This is a genomic window from Lysobacter stagni, from assembly GCF_030053425.1.
GTDB lineage: Bacteria > Pseudomonadota > Gammaproteobacteria > Xanthomonadales > Xanthomonadaceae > Lysobacter_J > Lysobacter_J stagni.
This window is the reverse complement of record NZ_JASGBI010000001.1, coordinates 2,421,875-2,438,075: the sequence shown is the minus strand read 5'-3', so window position 1 is coordinate 2,438,075 and position 16,201 is coordinate 2,421,875. Positions and strand designations below refer to the sequence as shown.

The 16,201-nt window shown below is 68.6% G+C and carries 15 protein-coding genes and 1 tRNA gene; 2 read left to right on the top strand and 14 right to left on the bottom strand.

The window, feature by feature from the left end; all coding sequences use genetic code 11:
• Positions 1-37: 37 nt before the first annotated feature.
• The 11 genes from hisIE to hisS form a co-directional block, all read right to left on the bottom strand.
• Positions 38-673 (bottom strand): bifunctional phosphoribosyl-AMP cyclohydrolase/phosphoribosyl-ATP diphosphatase HisIE, encoded by a 636-nt coding sequence (gene hisIE, locus QLQ15_RS11375; RefSeq protein ID WP_283212884.1) that lies wholly within the window; start codon positions 671-673, stop codon positions 38-40.
• Complete coding sequence (gene hisF, locus QLQ15_RS11370; protein ID WP_283212883.1) at positions 663-1,439, bottom strand: imidazole glycerol phosphate synthase subunit HisF; 777 nt, start codon at positions 1,437-1,439, stop codon at positions 663-665. The genes hisIE and hisF overlap by 11 nt, the downstream gene beginning before the upstream one ends.
• Positions 1,433-2,182, bottom strand: a complete 750-nt coding sequence (hisA, locus tag QLQ15_RS11365) for a 1-(5-phosphoribosyl)-5-[(5-phosphoribosylamino)methylideneamino]imidazole-4-carboxamide isomerase (RefSeq protein ID WP_283214004.1) — start codon at positions 2,180-2,182, stop codon at positions 1,433-1,435. The genes hisF and hisA overlap by 7 nt, the downstream gene beginning before the upstream one ends.
• A 29-nt stretch (positions 2,183-2,211) precedes the next feature.
• Complete coding sequence (gene hisH, locus QLQ15_RS11360; RefSeq protein ID WP_283212882.1) at positions 2,212-2,814, bottom strand: imidazole glycerol phosphate synthase subunit HisH; 603 nt, start codon at positions 2,812-2,814, stop codon at positions 2,212-2,214.
• Entirely contained in the window at positions 2,814-3,893 is a 1,080-nt protein-coding gene (gene hisB / locus QLQ15_RS11355) for a bifunctional histidinol-phosphatase/imidazoleglycerol-phosphate dehydratase HisB (RefSeq protein WP_283212881.1), read from the bottom strand. Before hisB ends, hisH begins: the two co-directional genes overlap by 1 nt.
• The gene (gene hisC, locus QLQ15_RS11350; protein ID WP_283212880.1) at positions 3,890-4,996 is read right to left on the bottom strand and encodes a histidinol-phosphate transaminase; all 1,107 of its coding nucleotides are present in this window, start codon (positions 4,994-4,996) and stop codon (positions 3,890-3,892) included. The genes hisB and hisC overlap by 4 nt, the downstream gene beginning before the upstream one ends.
• Positions 4,993-6,294 carry a histidinol dehydrogenase gene (gene hisD, locus QLQ15_RS11345; RefSeq protein ID WP_283214003.1) on the bottom strand — a complete coding sequence of 434 codons (1,302 nt, stop codon included), beginning with the start codon at positions 6,292-6,294 and terminating at the stop codon, positions 4,993-4,995. The genes hisC and hisD overlap by 4 nt, the downstream gene beginning before the upstream one ends.
• Before the next feature lie 26 nt (positions 6,295-6,320).
• On the bottom strand, positions 6,321-7,235 hold the full coding sequence (gene hisG / locus QLQ15_RS11340) for an ATP phosphoribosyltransferase (protein ID WP_283212879.1): 915 nt from the start codon (positions 7,233-7,235) through the stop codon (positions 6,321-6,323).
• Complete coding sequence (locus QLQ15_RS11335) at positions 7,232-7,558, bottom strand: YerC/YecD family TrpR-related protein (protein WP_283212878.1); 327 nt, start codon at positions 7,556-7,558, stop codon at positions 7,232-7,234. The genes hisG and QLQ15_RS11335 overlap by 4 nt, the downstream gene beginning before the upstream one ends.
• A gap of 466 nt (positions 7,559-8,024) precedes the next feature.
• Positions 8,025-9,911 carry an HAL/PAL/TAL family ammonia-lyase gene (locus QLQ15_RS11330; protein ID WP_283212877.1) on the bottom strand — a complete coding sequence of 629 codons (1,887 nt, stop codon included), beginning with the start codon at positions 9,909-9,911 and terminating at the stop codon, positions 8,025-8,027.
• A gap of 58 nt (positions 9,912-9,969) precedes the next feature.
• The gene (gene hisS, locus QLQ15_RS11325; RefSeq protein ID WP_283212876.1) at positions 9,970-11,352 is read right to left on the bottom strand and encodes a histidine--tRNA ligase; all 1,383 of its coding nucleotides are present in this window, start codon (positions 11,350-11,352) and stop codon (positions 9,970-9,972) included.
• 181 nt (positions 11,353-11,533) lie between these two features.
• Here hisS and QLQ15_RS11320 point away from each other — a divergent pair.
• Positions 11,534-11,610, top strand: a tRNA-Pro gene (locus QLQ15_RS11320).
• Positions 11,611-11,737: 127 nt separating this feature from the next.
• Positions 11,738-12,592: a D-hexose-6-phosphate mutarotase gene (locus QLQ15_RS11315; protein ID WP_283212875.1), complete on the top strand. Its 855-nt coding sequence runs from the start codon at positions 11,738-11,740 to the stop codon at positions 12,590-12,592.
• A 10-nt stretch (positions 12,593-12,602) separates the two neighbouring features.
• On the opposite strand, the gene QLQ15_RS11310 is transcribed toward QLQ15_RS11315, so the two are convergent.
• Genes QLQ15_RS11310 through QLQ15_RS11300 form a run of 3 tightly spaced genes read right to left on the bottom strand, consistent with a single transcriptional unit; the run spans position 12,603 to position 16,146 of the window.
• Positions 12,603-13,868, bottom strand: coding sequence for a glutamate-5-semialdehyde dehydrogenase (locus QLQ15_RS11310; RefSeq protein WP_283212874.1), 1,266 nt, complete (start codon positions 13,866-13,868; stop codon positions 12,603-12,605).
• Entirely contained in the window at positions 13,865-15,013 is a 1,149-nt protein-coding gene (proB, locus tag QLQ15_RS11305) for a glutamate 5-kinase (protein WP_283212873.1), read from the bottom strand. Before proB ends, QLQ15_RS11310 begins: the two co-directional genes overlap by 4 nt.
• Entirely contained in the window at positions 15,010-16,146 is a 1,137-nt protein-coding gene (locus QLQ15_RS11300; RefSeq protein WP_283212872.1) for a serine hydrolase domain-containing protein, read from the bottom strand. Before QLQ15_RS11300 ends, proB begins: the two co-directional genes overlap by 4 nt.
• Positions 16,147-16,201 lie beyond the last annotated feature (55 nt).

Sequence of the window (16,201 nt, the reverse complement as noted above, 5' to 3'; positions counted from 1 at the left end):
ATGTCGTGTCGCCCGGAAGTCGCACGGCCGCCGAGCCTCACGATCCGCCGGCGTGGCGTTGTTCCAGCAGCGCCTCCACGTCGCCCAGCCCCAGCCCGCGCGCGCGCAGCAGTACCAGCAGGTGGTACAGCAGGTCGCCGGCTTCGCCCAGCAGTTCATCGTCCGACTGCGTCACGGCCGCCAGGGCGGTCTCCACGCCTTCCTCGCCGACCTTCTGCGCGACGCGGCGGATGCCGCCCTCGAGCAGCCGCGTGGTGTAGCTGCCAGCCGGTCGCTCGCGCTCACGCGTGGCGACAAGCGTGTCCAGCCTCTGCAGGAAGCCGGCTCCGGCCGGCGCGCCGGCGAAACAGCTTTCGCGGCCCAGATGGCAGGTCGGGCCGTGCGGCCGCGCCTGCACCAGCAGCGTGTCCGCGTCGCAGTCCGCTTCGATGGACACCAGGTCGAGGGTGTGGCCGGAGGTCTCGCCCTTCGTCCACAGCCGCTGCCGGCTGCGGCTGAAGAAGGTGACGTGGCCGGATTCCAGCGTCACGCGCAATGCCTCGCGGTCCATGTAACCGAGCATCAACACGCGCCGCGTATCGGCATCCTGCACGATCGCCGGCAACAGGCCGTCCTGCTTGTCCCATGCCAGCGCATCGGCCGCGAACGGCACACCGGCCCGTTCAGTACTCATCGCGCACCTCGATGCCCTGCCCGCGCAGGTGCTGCTTCAGCGCCGGAATCGGTACCGCACCGGAATGGAACACGCTCGCCGCCAGTGCGGCATCGACATCGGCCTCGCGGAACACATCGCTGAAATGCTCGATGGCTCCCGCACCGCCCGACGCGACCAGGGGCACATCGCAGCGCTCGCGCACCGCCTGCAGCTGTTCGATGTCGTAACCGCTGCGCACGCCGTCGCTGCCCATGCAGTTGAGGACAATCTCGCCCGCGCCGCGCTCCTGGGCTTCGACCACCCAGTCCAGTGTCCGCCGCGGCAAGGCCCGCGTTCGCGACGGATCGCCCGTGTACTGGCGGACGCGCCACTCGTGGTCGTCGTCACGCAGGCTGTCGATGCCCACCACCACGCACTGCACACCGAACGCCTGCGCGATCTCGCCGATCAGCGCGGGACGCTCCAGCGCCGGCGTGTTGATGGAAATCTTGTCGGCGCCGGCCAGCAGCACCGCACGTGCATCCTCGACGCTGCGGATCCCGCCCGCCACGCAGAAGGGAATGTCGATCACACGCGCCACCCGCTCCACCCAGCCGCGATCGACGCTGCGCCCCTCCGGGCTGGCGGTGATGTCGTAGAACACCAGCTCATCCGCCCCCTCGGCACGGTAGCGCAGGGCGAGATCGACGATGTCGCCCATGTCCACGTGATCGCGGAAACGCACGCCCTTTACCACGCGGCCATCGCGCACGTCCAGACACGGAATGATGCGACGGCTCAGCATGCGCGCACCGTGCTCAGCGCATCAGGGAATGCGAATGCGCCGTCGAGCAACGCCTTGCCGAGCACGGCCCCGCCGCAGCCAGCGGCACGCGCGTCGAGGATGTCGTCGACGCTGCGCACTCCACCGGATGCCTGCACCTCCAGGCCGGGCGCCAGTGCCACTAGATCGCGATACAGCTCCAGGTTCGGCCCCGTGAGCGTGCCGTCGCGGTCGATGTCGGTGCACAACAGGTGACGCAATCCACCGTCGGCAAACCGCGCGACGAGCGTTTCCAGCGTCGCGCCGCTGTCCTGCGTCCAGCCGGATACCGGCAGCCGCCAGACCCCCTGCGCATCGCGCCGCGCGTCGAGCGCGACGGTGATGCGGTCCGCGCCGAAACGTGCGATCCAGCCAAGCACGCGCTCGGGATCGCGCACCGACAGCGAACCAACCACCACGCGCGAAGCGCCCGCAGCAAGGATGGCTTCCACATCGGCTTCGCCGCGCACACCGCCGCCGGTCTGCACTCGCAGCCCGGTCTTGTCACCGATTGCGGCCAGCAACGCGGCGAGCGTGTAGCCCCCTGAGCGGGCGGCGTCCAGATCGACCAGATGCAGCCACTGCGCTCCCTGCTCCGCATAGCGGATGGCAAGCTCGATGGGCGTCGGCGAATAGCGCGTCTCGCGTGCGTAGTCGCCCTGATGCAGGCGGACCACCTGTCCGCCGCGCACGTCGATGGCCGGGTAGAGTTCGAAATCGTTCATGACACTCGCGGCAGGCGATGCGATGGCGCTCATGCGGCCTCCATCGCCAGGAAATTGGTGAGCAGGCGCTGGCCGATCGCAGCCGAACGCTCCGGGTGGAACTGCGCACCGAAGCAGCGCCCGCGCGCCGCCACGGCGGTGAATCGCATACCGTGGTCCGTGCTGGCCAGGGTGTCTTCGGTCTGCGGGGCGACGAATCCGTGCACGAAGTACGCCCACGCCCCGGCATCGATGCCTGCCAGCAGCGGCGAATCGACCACCGGGCTCAGGCGATTCCATCCCATGTGCGGCACGCGCAGCCCCGGCGCCGATGCAAGCTTCGACACGCGACCGCGCAGCAGGCCCAGGCATTCCACATCGCCTTCGTCGCTGGACTCGTACAGCAACTGCATGCCCAGGCAGATGCCGAGCAGCGGCGCCTGGAGGTTGCGCAGGGTGTCCACCAGGTCCAGCCCGTGCAGGCGCGCCATCGCTGGCGGCGCCGCGCCCACGCCCGGCAGGATCACGCGCGGTGCGTTGGCGATGGTGTCGGCGTTCGCGCTGAGCACCGCGCGCGCGCCGATGCGGTCCAGCGCGTAGCGTACGGAGCCGATGTTTCCACCGCCCCAGTCGATGAGAACGACGTCGGCCACTACAGCGTTCCCTTGGTGCTGGGCAGATCGCTGCCCTCTCGTTTCACTGCCTGGCGCAACGCACGTGCGACCGCCTTGAAACAGGCCTCGACCTTGTGGTGGTCGTTCTCGCCCTGCACGCGCAGATTGAGATTGAGTCCGGCGCTCTCGCACAGCGAACGGAAGAAATGCGGCACCAGCTCCGTCGGCAGGTCGCCCACGCGTTCGCGCGTGAATCCACCATCGAACACCAGGTACGGCCGCCCGGAGAAATCCAGGGCCGCACTCGCCAGCGATTCGTCCATCGGCAAGGTGAACCCATAGCGCCCGATGCCACGCTTGTTGCCCAGCGCCTCGCGCAGCGCCTGACCCAGGGCCAGCGCGCTGTCTTCCACCGTGTGGTGCTCGTCGATGTGCAGGTCGCCTTCGCAACGAAGCTCCAGTGCGAAACCACCGTGCTTGCCGATCTGCTCCAGCATATGGTCGAAGAAGCCCAGCCCCGTGGCCACTCGCGGGTCAGTGGCGCGATCGAGGTCGATGGCGACCTCGATGCGCGTTTCGCGTGTGTTGCGGGTGACCTTCGCGACACGCGGCGCGTCGGCCAGCGCATGCGCGATGCCGCTCCAGTCCCACTCGCCGCCGAACTGCTCGGTACGCAACTGGAACGCGCGGATGCCCAGATTGCGCGCGAAGGCATTGTCGGTCTCGCGGTCGCCCACCATGGCCGAGCGCGACCAGTCGATGCTGCGATCGCGCATCAACGGCAACGCCAATCCGACACCCGGCTTGCGCGTGGGCGCGTTGTCGGCCGGCAGGCTGGCGTCGATGAGCACATCCCGGAACGCGATGCCCTGGCTTTCGAACACCTGCATCATCAATCGGTGCGGGCCATCGAAGTCGGCTTGCGGAAAGGAATCGGTACCCAGGCCGTCCTGGTTGGTCACCATGACGAACTGGTAGCCCGCATCGCGCAGACGCAGCATTGCCGGGATCACGCCCGCCACGAAGCGCAGCTTGTCGAAGCGGTCGATCTGGAAGTCGGACGGCTCCTCGATGAGCGTGCCGTCGCGGTCGACGAACAGGATGGGCGTGGCGCTCATGCGCGGCCTCCCGACAATGCCGACAGGACGGCAGTGTTCTGCTCCGGGGTACCGATGCTGATGCGCAGCGCATCGCCCAGCCCGCGCGCGGCGCGCATGTCGCGCACGACCACGCCGGCAGCGAGCAGGCGCTCGAATGCGTCCTGCGCATCCTCGAACCGGACGAGCACGAAGTTGGCCGTGGACGGGTATGCGCGACGTACGCCGGGGAGTCCGCCAAGCGCCCGCCACAGCGACTCACGCTCGTCGCGCACGGTGGCCACGCGGGCACGGGTGGTTGCGACCGCATCCGCGGCCAGTGCGCGGAACGCTTCGTCCACGCAGGCGGAAGGCAACGGATACGGTGCCTGGCAGCGACGCAGCGCTTCGATCAGTTCGGCATCGGCGATCACGCTTCCGATGCGCGCCGCGGCGAGCGCATGCGCCTTGGACAGCGTTCGCAGCACCACGACATTGCGATGCGACTGCATCAGCGTCAGCGCGGACGGGGCCAGTGCGTACTCGAGATAGGCCTCGTCCACCACGAGCAGCGCGCGACCTTCCAGCCGCGACGCGAGTGCGGCGATACCATCGAGCGGGATCAGCGCACCGGTCGGGTTGCCGGGCGAGCACAGGAAGACGATGCGCGCCCCTTGCTCCAGTGCGACGTCGCCGATGGCGGCCAGATCGCATTGCCATGCGCCATCCGCCTCGCGCAGCGGCACATCGATGACGCGCGTGCCGTGCAGGCGTGCACTGACGGCGTACATGCCGAAGGTCGGCGTGCTGACGACGATGGCGTCACCGCCCGGGCGGCACACGGCACGCACGAGAAGATCGATGCCCTCGTCGCTGCCGCGCCCGACGAGCAACTGTTCCGGCGTGCAGCCGTACAACGCAGCAAGGGCTTCACGCAGCGCCTGCGGTTGTGGATCGGGATAGCGCCGCAACGCACCGTCGGCATCGGCAGGATTCGCCCACGGCGATTCGTTGGCGTTGAGCCAGATGCGTCCCTGCAAGCGCTCGCTGCGCGCCGAACGGTACCCTCCGAAATCGCGCAGGTCCTCGCGCAGCAGCGTCAGCGGACCGGACGGTGGTGCGGTGCTGTCGAGCATGGCGCTCATGCGACCACCGCCTTCAGCCGTAGCGCCACCGCCTGAAGATGCGCGTCCAGCCCTTCGGCGCGCGCGAGTTCGACTGCGCAGGGGCCGATGGCCTGGATGCCGCGCGGCTGCACTTCCTGCACGGTGATCGCGACCTGGAAGCTGGACACATTGAGCCCGCCGCTGAAGCGCGCCGCGCCGCTGGTGGGCAACACATGATTGGTGCCGCTGCAGTAGTCGCCCAATGCTTCCGGCGCCCAGTCGCCGAGGAACACCGAGCCGGCGGCCTGCACGCCCGGCAGCCACGCGCGTGCATCGCGCAACGCCAGGATCAGATGTTCGGGCGCGTAGCGGTTGCTGATGTGCATCGCCTGCTCCAGCGAGGCCACGCGGATCGCGCTGGACGCCTGCAGCGCCTTGCGCGCGATGTCCGCACGCGGCAATGCTTCCAGCTGCAGCGCGAGTTCACCGGCCACGGCATCGAGCAGCGCGTCGTCGTCGCTGAGCAGGATCACCTGCGAGTCCGGGCCGTGTTCGGCCTGCGAGAGCAGGTCCGCCGCGACGAAAGCCGGGTTGGCACCACCATCGGCGATGACCAGCACTTCGGACGGGCCCGCGGGCATGTCGATGGCGGCGCCCTCGCTGTCCATCGCGACCTGCCGTTTGGCTTCGGTCACGTAGGCGTTGCCCGGGCCAAACAACTTGTCGCAACGCGGCATGCGTTCGGTGCCATACGCCATGGCGGCGATCGCCTGCGCGCCGCCAGCCTTGAACACCTGCGTGATGCCACAGCGCGAGGCGGCATACAGCACCGCGGGATCGGCACTGCCGTCGCGGCGCGGCGGCGTGCACAACACGACGTCGGTACAACCGGCCAGTCGCGCTGGAACACCCAGCATCAATGCCGTGGAAGGCAGTGGTGCCGACCCGGCAGGCACATACAGACCCACGCGCCGGATCGGGCGCAGCACGCGTTCGCAACGCACACCGGGCGCGGTATCCACGTGATACGGCGCGAGCATGCCTGCGCGGTGGAATTCGGCGATGCGTTCGGCGGCTTCGTCGATGGCGTCGCGCAGTGTGCGGGGCAGTTGCTCGACGGCGTTGCGGAACTCGTCTTCGCAGACGCGGAAGTCCTCGATGTCGACGCCGTCGAAACGCGCGCCGAACGCGCGCAATGCGGCGTCGCCGTTTTCGCGCACTTCCGCGATGATCGCGGCGACCGCGGCGGACGTGGTGCTGGATGCGATCTGCGCGGGGCGGCGCAGCAGACGTGCCTGCGCTGCGGCATCGAGCGCGCCCCAGTCGACACGGCGCATCAGCGTGGTTTCGGTGGTTACTGCGCTCATGCCAGCATGCCCTCCACAGGCAGCACCATCAGTCCACGCGCACCGGCGCGCTTGAGTTCCTCCAGGCGTTGCCACGTCACGGCGCCGTGGCAGAGCGCCTGCAACGCCAGGTCGTCGCCGTCGTCCAGGCGCATGACGGTCGGGGTTTCGGCGTCGGGCAACAGCGGCAGCAGATCCGGCAGCACGCGGCGCGACGCCTGGAACAGCAGCAGCTTGCTGTGACGGATGCGCAGCGCGCCATCGAGGCGGCGCTGCAGCAGGTCGGCCAGTTCACCGCGCGTGGCGTCGAGTGCGTCGGCCGGGCCGGCCAGCACCGCTTCGCTCTGCAGCAGCGTGGTCACCGGCTTGAGCTGGTTCGCCGAGAGCGTGGCACCGCTGGATACCAGGTCGCAGATCGCTTCGGCCTGCCCCAGGCGCGGCGCGATTTCCACCGAGCCCGACAGCAGCACCACCTGCGCGTCCACGTTCTGCGCCTTCAACCAGCGCGACAGCAATGCCGGATAGCTGGTGGCGATGCGCTTGCCGTCCAGCTGCTGCGGACCTTGCCAGTCCCAGCCGTCGGGCACGGCGATGTCCAGACGGCAACCGCCGAAACCGAGCGCGCGGTATTCGCGGAAGGCCGGTGCACGATCCAGGCTGGCGCGTTCGCTGCCCTGCTCTTCCAGCACGTTGCGGCCGACGATGCCCAGGTCGCACACGCCGTCGGCGATGAGGCCGGGGATGTCGTCGTCGCGCACCAGCAGCAGGTCGATGGGCAGGCTTTCGCCGTAGCAGAACAGGCGGTCGCGGCTCTCGCGCCAGCTCAGTCCGCAGGAGGCCAGCAGCGCGCGGGCGGGTTCGGCCAGGCGGCCGGACTTCTGGATGGCGATGCGCAGCCGGTCGCGGACCGGCGTGTTCGGGGTCGGGCTCATGCGGGGGACTCGGAGGATTCGGGGGCGGCCAGACGAGCCGCCGCGAGGCGGTAGCCGCCTTCACCCCGTTCCAGGGTGCGGGCGACACGGCCGATGGTGGTGACGCTGACCTGCGTGCGGTCGTGGATCTCGCGGTAAGGCACGCCTTCCTGGAGCAGCGGCACCACGCGCCAGCGGTCGCCCATGGCTTCCAGTTCGGCCGGGGTGCACAGGTCCGCGAGGAACGCCTGCACCTCCTCGGCCGTGCGCAGGCTCAGCAGCGCCGAGGCCAGGAAGGCCAGGTTCGCCTCGCTCCGCTCGGTTTCCAGGGGACGTCGCTTCATGGTGTCTAATGTATTAACGCGTTAATACATTAGACCTGAGTTGTCCGCGCGCCGTCAATCCGGGCAGGCGCCCGGTAGCCCGGGAGCAGTCGGGAACCTGAATCAGGTGTTCACGCTCGCCCTTCAGCGCGGAACTGACAGGGCCGCGCCTCGGCGACCGCCCCTTGCCCGGCCGCTGGCGCAAGGCTGCGGGAGCTGGTGAACGCGCCGGCTGGTGGTTCTCGCGCACAGCGGCGCGCAGTGAATGCCGGCTGCGCGACATCCACTGGAACGTGGGATCTCTGCTGTCCGCACCGCGCCGCGGTGCATCGAGGGCTTCAGGGGGCGATCGAATGCCGTGTTCCGGCGCCGATTCCGTCCGGCCTTCTCCACCACTCAAGCGGCGATCCGATCAGGGCGTCTCACAGGCCGGAGCGCAGTCCGATCCGGATCGGTGGTTCCGCAACCTGCGGAACCACCGTGCACCTCACCGCCGTGCGGCGCCCAGGATGGTGCCTTCGCGCACCAGGCGCACCGCCATGGCGACCTCGCCGTCGAGCGCACGATCGCGGTCGAGGAACGGAATGGATTCGCGGATCGCCGCGTGCGCAGCGGCCACCGCACGACCCGGCTGGAACTCGGCCGCCGACGCCAGCTCGCTGCGCAGGCCCTCGACTTCATCGAGGAAGGCGTCGTATTCCAGCGTGCCCGGTTGCGGGCCGCCCTGCACCTTCGAAGCGAGCGCGTGCGCATCGCTTCGTTCGGCCAGATCGCGCGCGGCGTTGATCATGTCGCGTCGCAGGTCCAGCGCCTGCGCGGCGGTGTACAGCTCCAGCGCGATCACCTTGCCCAGATCGTCCGCCATCGCCAGCACGTGACGCGCTTCGTTCGCGCCCATCGAGACGTGGTCTTCCGCGTTGGCGCTGGTCGGAATGGAATACACCGAAGCCGGATGCGCGCGACTGGCCAGGTCGTTGACGATGGCCGCGGCGGTGTACTGCACGATCATGTGGCCCGACTCGGTGGAATCCTCGTTGCCGATCAGGAACGCAGGCAGGCCATCGTTCGTGGCCGGATCGACCAGCTTGTTGAGGCGGCGTTCGGAGATGCTCGCCAGCACCGGGATGGCCGCCTTCACGTAGCTCATCGCCAGCGCCAGCGGCATGCCGTGGAAGTGGCCGGCGGAGATCACCTGCTCCTCGACGTGCGCCTTGCGCGCATCGGGGAACACGATGGGATTGTCGGTAAGCGCGTTGAGTTCGATATCCAGCACGCGTGCGGCCTGCGCGACGGCATCGCGCACGGCGCCATGCACCTGCGGAATGCAGCGCAGCGAGTAACTGTCCTGCGGCTGGTGCTTCTTGCCGCCGCGGAACGGACGGAAACGCAGATAGAACTTCTCGCGACCATGACGCTGCGACATCGGCACCCAATCCCAGCCGATGTCGAAGCGCAGTGCCTGCGCCTCGGGGGTATCCCAGCTGCCCGGCTGCCATGCGCGGAAGCGCGGCACGAGATGGTACGGAATATCGGCCAGCGTCGACCCTTCCAGCAGGATGCGCAGGTTGGCGGCGCTGTGCACCTGGCCCGGATGCGGGCGCAGCGCGTGCACTTCCTCGGCGAACGCGCCCAGGCGGCCGGCGAAGGCGTCGATGGTCATCGCGGCGGCAAGGTCCGCGGTGTCCAGCAGGTCCTCCAGGCGATCCAGCGCGAGCACGCCGCACGCCAGCATCTGTGCGGTGCCGTTGTTGAGCGCCAGGCCTTCCTTGTACGACAGCGTGACCGGCGCCAGGCCGGCGCGACGCAGCGCTTCGGCGCCCGGCATCCGCTCGCCCTGGTGGAACGCCTCACCGCCGCCAAGCAGCACGATGGCCAGGTGCGACAACGGCGCGAGGTCACCCGACGCACCGACCGAACCCAGCTGCGGCACCACCGGCACGATGCCGGCGTTGAGCATCGCGGTGAGCGCCTGCAGCGTCTCCACGCGAATGCCCGAATGTCCGCGCATCAGCGTGTTGATGCGGATGCACAGCATCGCGCGCACCACTTCCTGGGCGAAGGGCTCGCCCACGCAGACCGCATGGGTCACGATGAGATTGCGCTGCAGTTCCTCGTGCAGCGTCTGCCCGGAGCGCACCGCACCCGGCAGTTCGTCGCGCAGGTGGTGGTTGCCCAGCAGGCGGTCGGCATTGCTGCCGAAGCCGGTCGAGACGCCGTAGATCGGCTCCTCGCGGCGGACCTGGTCGGCGAGGAATTCGGCCGCACGGGCCACGGCAGGCAGCTGGTCGCCGTCCAGTTGGACGTGCGCGCCATAGGCCACGTCCACCAGTTGCGCGCGCGTCAGCGAGCGGCCATCGAGTCGGATCGGTTTCATGTATCGGTTGTCCGGTCAGTTCGGTCGCGGATCAGACGGAAACAGCAGCGCTGCAGGCTCAGCGGCCCGCGAGCGCCTGCGCCTGTTCGAGTTCTACACGCAGCGTGCTGGCCAGCTCGTCGCGCGCGACTTCGAACTGTTCTTCCCGCAGCAGGTCCTTGACCGCCACCACGCCGCGCGCACGTTCGTCCTCGCCGGTCAGCACCACGAACCGGATGCCGGCGCGCGAGGCGTACTGGAACTGCTTGCCGATCTTGCGCGCTTCCATCTGCATTTCGGTGTTGATGCCGGCCGAGCGCAGGCGGCGTGCGATGTCCAGCGCGTCGGGCAGCGATTCGCCATCCATCAGCGCGACCATCGCCTGCACGGTGCTGCCGGTGGCCTTGCCCAGCAGGCCGGCCTCGCGCAGCTGCCAGAACAGGCGCGTCAGGCCGATCGAGATGCCCACGCCGGGCAGCTTCGACTTGGTGTAGTGGCTGGCCAGGTTCTCGTAGCGGCCGCCCGAGCAGATCGAACCGATCTGCGGGTAGTCGTTGAGCGTGGTCTCGTAGACGGTGCCGGTGTAGTAGTCCAGCCCGCGCGCGATGGAGAAGTTGAGCGCGTAGTTCGCCTCCGGCACGCCCAGGGCGCGCACCAGTTCCAGCACCTCGCGCAGTTCGGCGACGCCTTCGCGCAGCGACTGGCTGCCCTCGCCCAGCGCGTCCAGCTTCGCCATCGCGTCGGCGTGCGAGGTCGAGCGCACCTTCACGAAGTCGAGGATCTTCTCCACGCCCTCGGCCGGCAGGTTGAAGCCTTCGCCGGTCAGCGTCTCGCGCACGTAGTCCTCGCCGCGCTTGTCGAGCTTGTCGACCTCGCGCAGCACCAGCGCCTGCAGCTCTCCATCGGCCACGCCCTGCGCTTCGAAGAAGCCGCGCATGAGCTTGCGGTTGTTGAGCTGGATGGTGAACGCGCCGATGTCGAGCTCGGAGAAGACCGCGTGGATCACCGCCGGCAGTTCGGCATCGAAGCGCACGCTCAGCGCGTCCTTGCCGATCACGTCGATGTCGCACTGGTAGAACTCGCGGAAGCGGCCGCGCTGGGCGCGCTCGCCGCGGTACACGCGCTGCATCTGGTAGCGACGGAACGGGAACGCGAGTTCGTGCTCGTGTTCGGCCACGTAACGCGCCAGCGGCACGGTGAGGTCGAAGCGCAGCGCCAGCTCCGGCATGCCCTCGCCGGATTTCTCCAGCGCGCCGGTGGACTGAACGAAATAGACCTGCCGCTCGGTTTCGCCGCCCGATTTGGTCAGCAGCACTTCCGACAGCTCCATCACCGGCGTTTCCACCGGCAGGAAGCCGAAGCGTTCGAAATTGCGGCGGATCGTGTCCAGCATGCGCTGGAAGGCGATCTGGTCAGGAGGCAACAGCTCCATGACCCCGGGCGGGGTGCGCGGCTTGATCAAGCGGAACTCCAGTGACGTCGGGCCGCGGGCGGCCGGTACGGGGCGGAACGAGCGGAAAACCGCCACAGTTTAGCGGCTGTGCCCCGGTTTCCCCCAGCGATCCGGGCGCCGGCTGAAGGAAATTGCATCGGACCCCTTGCCTCGCGATGGGGCAACTGACTAGAATTTGCGGCTCAGCAGTCGGGGTGTAGCTCAGCCTGGTAGAGCGCTACGTTCGGGACGTAGAAGTCGCAGGTTCAAATCCTGTCTCCCCGACCAACTTCCGCATCGCGCCGGAAGGCTGACACAGAAACAACGCCGGCCCTGCCGGCGTTTTTCGTTTCCGGATGCCGCACGGCACGCGGCATCGGGCAAGATCGGCGCTGGCATTCTCCCTGGCCCGCCCATGACGCATTCCATCGAGCCGTTCACACGCGACGATCGCCCGTGCCTGCGTCTGGTCCGATCCGACGGCGCCAGCGCGGAAGTCAGCCTGCACGGCGCGCAGGTGCTGTCGTGGAAGACTTCGCCCGATCGCGAGCGCCTGTACCTGAGCCCGAACGCCAGCCGCAGCGCCGGCGGCGCGATCCGTGGCGGCATTCCGGTCGTGTTTCCACAGTTCGCTGGCCGCGGCCCGATGATCAAGCACGGATTCGCGCGCCTGCTGGAATGGCAGCCGGGGGAGATGAACGTCGAGGAGGCACCCACCGCGATCCTCGAACTGGTCGACGGCGAACAGACGTGGCCCCTGTGGCCGCACCGCTTTCGAGCGCGCCTGCAGGTATCACTGACGCCATCGAGCCTGACGGTCCAGCTGGAAATCCTGAACCGCGGCGAGGAAGCCTTCGAATTCACCACCGCACTGCATACCTACCTGCGGGTGCGCCGCCTGCCCGGCGTGAGCCTGACTGGCCTGGAATCGCACGCGTTCGAGGACTCCGCACGCGGCGCCGTGACGACAGCCGCGACCCACGTACCGGTCCGCTTCGAGGGCGAGGTGGACCGCGTGTATCCCGACGCCCCGCACGCACTGACATTGCACGACGACGAGCGCGTGCTGGGAATCGAAGCCGAAGGCTTCCGCGACACCATCGTGTGGAACCCGGGCGCCACGCTCGCCGCGTCCATCGGCGATCTGGGCGCTGGCGAGCACCTGCGCTTCGTCTGCGTGGAATCGGGCACCGTCGTGGCGCCGGTACGCCTGGCTCCCGGCGAGCGCTGGCGGGGCGTGCAGCGACTGTCCGAACGCACGGGCGCGTAGCCCGCCGCGATCACCCCCGCGATTCGGCGTGGCGCACCTGCCCGTCGCCACGCACGACGAAACGTTCGATGGTCAATGATTCCGCGCCCATCGGCCCGTATGCGTGCAACCGCGTGGTCGAGATACCTATTTCCGCGCCCAGACCGAGCTGTCCGCCATCGTTGAAGCGCGAGGACGCGTTCACCATCACCGCCGAACTGCGCGTGCCGCGCACGAAGGCTTCGGCGGCGGCGGAGTCCTCCGTGACGATGACCTCGGTGTGGTCAGAACCGAAACGCGCGATATGCGCGAGCGCGTCGGCCAAGTCATCCACCACGCGCACGGCGAGGATCAGGTCGAGGTACTCGGCCGCGTAATCGCCCTCATCCGCCGGCTTCACATCCGGGACGATCCCGCGCGTGCGTTCGCAGCCGCGAACCTCCACGCCACGCGCCCGCAATCGCTGCAACGCCGTCGGCAGGAAGTGCCCGGCGACATCGCGATGCACCAGCAACGTCTCCAGCGCGTTGCACACCCCCGGCCGTGAGGTCTTTCCGTCGACCAGCAGGGCCAGCGCCTTGTCGATGTCCGCGGCACGGTCCACGTACAGGTGGCACACGCCCTTGTAATGCTTGATGACGGGCACGCGTGCGTGTTCGGCGACGAAGTGGATCAACGCTTCGCCGCCACGCGGGATCGCCAGATCGATCAGGTCCGACAGCTGCAACAGCTCCAGCACGTGCTCGCGCGCGGGATCGGACACCAGCGAGACGGCGGCCTCCGGGAGGCCATGCTCGCGCAACGCGGCGTGCAGGCAGTCGGCAATGGCCGCGTTGCTGGCGCGCGCCTCCGAGCCGCCGCGCAGCAGTACGGTGTTTCCGGCCTTCAGGCACAACGCCGCGGCGTCGGCCGTCACGTTGGGGCGCGCTTCGTAGATCATGGCGATCAGGCCCAGCGGTATGCGCTGGCGCTCGATCACCACGCCATTGGGCCGCACTTCCCGTCGCGTGACCTCGCCCAGCGGATCGGGTTGCGCGGCCACTTCCATCAGTGCATCGGCGATGGCGTTCACGCGCGCCTCGTCCAGGCGCAGCCGGTCGAGCATCGCGGCGCCCAGTCCGTTGTCGCGCCCGCGCGCCATGTCCTGCGCATTGGCCGCAAGGATGTCCGGGCTGCGATGACGCAGCGACTGCGCCATCGATTCGATCAGGCGCCGCCGCGCCGCATTTTCCAGCGCAGCGATGACCGGACCGGCTTCACGCGCACGCAGCGCGAGTTCGCGCACATAGCCCGTCATGCCGAAGCCTCCGGTTGGCTGGCCAGCGCCAGCAGCACGAGGTCGTCGCGATGGATCACCGACTCGCCGTAGCGGAAGCCGAGCAATCGCTCGATGTCCTGGCTGTGGTGCCGCGCGATCCTGCGCACCTCGGTGGCGCTGTACTGCGCAAGGCCGCGTGCGAACGGCAACGACGAGGCATCGGTGACGATCTCCACCACGTCGCCGCGACGGAACTCGCCCTCCACCTCGAGCACGCCACCGGGCAGCAGCGATGCACCTTGCCTGTGCAGCGCGATCGCCGCGCCTTCGTCCACCTGCAGGCGCCCGGACGATGGCGCGTGCCGCAGCCATTGCTTGCGCGCGCGAAGGCGATCGCCCTGGGCAAGCACCAGGGTGCCGCGCAGCAGGTCTTCGCCAAGGGCGTGTACGACGGTATCGTCGCGACCACAGAACAGTACCGTGGGAATGCCGGCCGCGCCGGCCTTGGCCGCCGCTTCCAGCTTCGTGCGCATGCCACCGGTGCCAAGCTCGCCGGCGCCGCCACTGGCGATCTGCAACAACTCGGGCGTGACCTGCTCGACGCGCTCGATTGGCCGCGCCTGCGGATCGCGCGTCGGATGTCCGCTGTACAGGCCGCCGATGTCGGTCGCGATCAGCAGCAGGTCGGCATCGACCAGCGACGCCACCGCCGCGGCAAGGTTGTCGTTGTCGCCCAGCTTGAGTTCGTCCACCGCAACGGCGTCGTTTTCGTTGATCACTGGCAATGCGCCCAGGCGCAGCAGCTCGCGCAGGGTCGCGCGTGCGTTGAGGTAGCGGCGACGATTGCGAAGGTCGTCGTGCGTGAGCAGTACCTGCGCGACCGGCTGCGCCACCAGCGTCTGCCAGAACGCGATCAACGACGCCTGCCCCAGCGAGGCCAACGCCTGCCGTTGCACCAGCCCGTCGCCGCCGCCTCCGACACGCCCTCGTCCCGCAGCGACCGCGCCGGACGAGACCAGCACGACCTCGCGACCACGCGCGCGCGATGCCGCGATGAACGCGGCCAGACCCGCCGCATGCCGTGGATCGAGCCCGCCGCTTCCGGCAAGCAGGCTACTGCCGACCTTGAGCACCGCGCGTTGCCAGCGCGGCAGTGGCTGCGTCGAGAAGCCGGTTGCGCTCATGGCGTGCCGTACTCCCAGTCGTAGGGAACGCCGGTGTCGCCCAGCACGAAGCGGACGAGGTCCGGGAAGCGTCGTTCGACACGCACGTCGTTGGACAGGATGACCACGCAACGCTGGCCGGCTTCCACGCATACCAGGGTGTTTGCGGTGGTGTCGTTGTGACCGCCCTTGAAGAAGCCATGGCCTTGCGGGCCGTCGAACACGACGACTCCCAGGCCGGCAGCCAGGTCCTTGCGTCGCTGCGCCGCGGGCAGTTCGTCCTGCAGCGAGGGGAACTGCGAACGCGTGGTGATCGGAAGTTGCGGCCGCACCAGCTCCGCGCGTCCCTTGCGCGAGAGCCCATCGCCACGCACGTAAGCGGCGACGAACTTCGCCAGGTCGGCGATGGTGGTGTCCATCGAACCGGCCGCACGCACCTTGGAACGTTCGTCGTGCGGTTCAACGTTGCCCTTCGCGTCCCAGCCGTCGGCGAGGTTTCCGGCAAAATCCGGCCGCCAGATCAGGCTGGTGCGGTGCATGCCCAGGCCCTCGAAGATGCGCGTCGTCTGCGCGCCCACATCGATGCCCAGTCCGGTCTCCATCACGAACTGCAGTGTGTTCAGGCCGTCGCCGGAATAGGCGTAGCGCGAACCGGGATCGAAATGGAAGTGCAGCTTCTCGTCGGGCTCGAGGAATCCGAAGTTCGCGAAACCCGAGCTGTGGGTCAGCAGGATGCGCGGCGTGAGCTTGCGCCAGCGTTCGTCCAGCGCGGACCAGTCGGCGTAACGGTCGACGATCTGCGGCGACACATAGGCCGGCAGCGGCTTGGGCAGGCTGTCGGCAAGGGGTGTATCGAGCCCCATCCTTCCCTGTTCCACCTGCTGCATCACCGTGTAGGCGAACACGGCCTTGGTGAGCGACGCGCCATACATGATGGTGTCGACCTGCAGCGGATCGCCCGCAGTGTTGCGCACGCCGTGGGCGGCGACGTGGACGGGGCGTCCTTCGTCGATCACCGCGATCGCCAGGCCTTTGGCACCCGTTTCCTTCAGGAGCCGGGCGACTTCGGCATCGATCGCCGCTGGCGCGGGCAGGTCGCGCGCGCAGGCGAGCAACGGGATGAATGCGAGTACTGCAACCAGCCTGCGACGCATGGGTTCCCCTTCATCGTTCGATCGACGTGATGCCGGAACTGCTACTGCGGTACTG